General features: G+C 67.1%; 5 protein-coding genes. All 5 read left to right on the top strand.

Annotated features, from left to right (window positions below):
• Positions 1-217 (top strand): phosphonate C-P lyase system protein PhnG (locus Q673_RS20460; RefSeq protein ID WP_023004492.1); only part of this gene is annotated, 217 nt, incomplete at its 5' end.
• 2 nt (positions 218-219) lie between these two features.
• Positions 220-855 carry a phosphonate C-P lyase system protein PhnH gene (gene phnH, locus Q673_RS20455; protein ID WP_023004491.1) on the top strand — a complete coding sequence of 212 codons (636 nt, stop codon included), beginning with the start codon at positions 220-222 and terminating at the stop codon, positions 853-855.
• Entirely contained in the window at positions 840-1994 is a 1155-nt protein-coding gene (locus Q673_RS20450; RefSeq protein ID WP_023004490.1) for a carbon-phosphorus lyase complex subunit PhnI, read from the top strand. Before phnH ends, Q673_RS20450 begins: the two co-directional genes overlap by 16 nt.
• The gene (locus Q673_RS20445; RefSeq protein WP_023004489.1) at positions 1991-2845 is read left to right on the top strand and encodes an alpha-D-ribose 1-methylphosphonate 5-phosphate C-P-lyase PhnJ; all 855 of its coding nucleotides are present in this window, start codon (positions 1991-1993) and stop codon (positions 2843-2845) included. The genes Q673_RS20450 and Q673_RS20445 overlap by 4 nt, the downstream gene beginning before the upstream one ends.
• Positions 2842-3054, top strand: a 213-nt coding sequence (locus tag Q673_RS0117900) for an ATP-binding cassette domain-containing protein (protein WP_031217505.1), incomplete at its 3' end; no start/stop codon positions are given. The genes Q673_RS20445 and Q673_RS0117900, both read left to right, overlap by 4 nt.

The raw sequence follows: 3054 nt of genomic DNA, 5'->3' as shown, positions 1-3054 counted from the left end.
GGAGCTGGGCCATGGCTGGGTGAAGGGGCGTGACACTCGTCATGCCGAGCTCATTGCCCTGGTGGATGCCTGTGCCAAGCGCCGTGAATGGCAGGCCGACATCGAGGAGGGGCTGGTGGCTCCGCTGGAGCAAGCGCTTGACGCCGAACGCCATGAACAGGCCCGACGCGCCGCGGCGACCCGGGTCGATTTCTTCACCATGGTCAGGGGAGAGTAACCATGCGCTGGAACGCCTTCGACACTCCGGTGCACGACAGCCAGCGGGTCTATCGCCAGCTGCTCTCGGCGATGGCCGAGCCCGGCACCTTCGCCGAGGTGAGCGGTGCCCCGCTGGCGCCGCCTGGAGCCGCCATCGGCACCGCCTGCTGGGCTACGCTGCTGACCCTGTGCGATCTCGACACCCGGGTCTGGGTGTCCTCCGAGCTCAATGCCGCCGGCCTCGGCGAGGCCCTGACCTTCCACACCGGCGCGCGGCAGACCGATCGTCCCGAAGAGGCCGACTTCGCCCTGGTTATTCCCGCCACCCTGGAAGGGAGTGCTGATTGTGAGGCTCCCGCCTTCCAGGAAGGCAGCGACACCTATCCGGACCGCAGCACCACCCTGTTGGTAGTGCTCGACTGTCTGGATGCTGCGGGTCCGTGGAACCTGAGTGGTCCCGGCATTCCCGGTCGACGGCGCCTGGACGTGGGGCAGGGTGGTGAGGCGCTGATGACTCGGCTCGCCGCCAATCGCGCCCGCTTCCCGCGCGGGCTCGACGCCATCCTCACCTGCGGCACCCGACTTGCCGCCGTCCCCCGCAGCACCCGTATTACCCGTTCTGCTTCAGAGGAGGTCGACGTATGTATGTCGCCGTGAAGGGGGGCGAGCAGGCCATCGCCAACGCCCACCGTTGGCTCGCCGATCGCCGCCGTGGCCCTCGCGATACGCCGGAGCTTGAAGTGCCCCAGGTCGAGGGGCAGCTGCGCCTGGCCGTATCACGGGTGATGGCCGAAGCCTCACTCTATGATCCCGAGCTCGCCGCACTTGCCATCAAGCAGGCCAGCGGCGACATGGTCGAGGCGGTCTTCCTGCTGCGCGCCTACCGCACCACGCTGCCGCGCCTGGCCGAGACAGTGCCGCTGGACACCGCCGCGATGCGCATCGAACGTCGTATCAGTGCCACCTACAAGGACATTCCGGGTGGTCAGGTACTGGGGCCGACCTACGACTATACCCACCGCCTGCTGGACTTCCTGCAGCTGGCCAACGCCGAGGTGGCGCCGCCGACGGAGGCCGAAGAGACCCTGTCTGGCTGCCCCCAGGTGTTGGAGATGCTCGACGCCGAGGGGCTGATCGAGCGCGAGGAGGATGACGGCGCAGAGCCCTACGACATCACCCGTGATCCTCCCGACTTCCCGGTGGACCGCGCTACCCGTTTGCAGATGCTGGCCCGCGGCGACGAGGGCTACCTGCTGGCACTCGGTTACTCCACTCAGCGAGGTTATGGCCGCAACCACCCCTTCGCCGGCGAGATTCGCCTGGGCACCGTGGAGGTCGAGATCGCTGTCGAGGAGTGCGATGCGCCGTTGTGTATCGGCGAGATCGAGATCAGCGAGTGCCAGATGATCAACCAGTTCGGCGGCTCGCGGGAGACCGCGCCCCAGTTCACCCGTGGCTACGGCCTGGCCTTCGGTCACAACGAGCGCAAGACCATGGCCATGGCGCTGGTCGATCGCGCACTGCGCGCCGAGGAGCTGGGCGAGACGGCCACCGGCCCCGCCCAGCAGGCGGAGTTCGTGCTCGCCCACGCCGACAGTGTCGAGGCGGCGGGTTTCGTCTCCCACCTGAAGTTGCCGCATTACGTCGACTTCCAGTCAGAGCTGGAACTGTTGCGACGGCTGCGCCGCGAGCACACCACGCGCATCGAAGCTGCCGGCAGCGACGTCGACACCCAGGCCGATAACGTCACCCCACGTGCCTCTCACAACGATCCGGTCAAGGAGCAGCAAGCATGACGGCGAGCGACCCCACCGCCAGCGGCTACAACTTCGCCTACCTGGACGAACAGACCAAGCGCATGATCCGTCGCGGCCTCCTCAAGGCGGTGGCGATCCCCGGCTATCAGGTGCCCTTCGGCGGGCGCGAGATGCCGATGCCCTATGGTTGGGGCACCGGTGGCATGCAGCTGACCGCCAGCGTCCTGGGTCAGGACGACGTGCTCAAGGTGATCGACCAGGGCGCCGACGACACTACCAATGCAGTCAGCATCCGCGCCTTCTTCGAGCGTGTGGCCGGTGTCACCACCACCACGGCCACCGGTGAGGCGGACGTGATCCAGACTCGCCACCGCATCCCCGAACAGCCGCTGCGCCAGGGGCAGTTGCTGATCTTCCAGGTGCCGATCCCCGAGCCACTGCGCTTCATCGAGCCCAGCGAGGAGGAGACCCGATTGATGCACGCCCTGGAGGAGTACGGGGTCATGCACGTCAAGCTCTATGAGGACATTGCCCGCCACGGCCATATCGCCACCACCTACGCCTATCCGGTCAAGGTGGACGGACGCTACGTCACCGATCCCTCGCCGATCCCCAAGTTCGACAACCCCAAGCTGCACATGAATGAGGCGCTGATGCTGTTCGGCGCCGGCCGCGAGAAGCGTCTCTACGCCATCCCGCCCTACACCCGAGTGGAGAGCCTGGACTTCGAGGACCACCCCTTCGAGGTCCAGGAGTGGGACGACCCCTGTGCCATCTGCGGGGCCCGCGACACCTTCCTCGACGAGGTGATCACCGACGACCGGGGCGGGCGCATGTTCGTCTGCTCCGATACGGACTACTGCCAGTCACGCACCGAGGAGGTAGCATGAAGCGTCCCGACCTTGATCGCGCCACACTGCTCGAAGCGCGCGGCGTCTCCCGGCTCTACGGCCCCGGCAAGGGATGTGAGGCCATCGATATACGCCTGCACCGTGGCGAGGTGCTGGGCATTGTCGGCGAGTCCGGCTCCGGCAAGTCGACGCTGTTGCGTCTGCTGGCCGGCATGGAGCGGCCCGATGCCGGCCAGGTGGTCTATCAC

Source organism: Halomonas sp. PBN3, from assembly GCF_000475415.1.
In the GTDB taxonomy this organism is placed as follows: Bacteria; Pseudomonadota; Gammaproteobacteria; order Pseudomonadales; family Halomonadaceae; genus Halomonas; species Halomonas shengliensis.
Note: the sequence above shows the minus strand (reverse complement) of the source record. Positions and strands in the feature narration are given on the sequence as shown.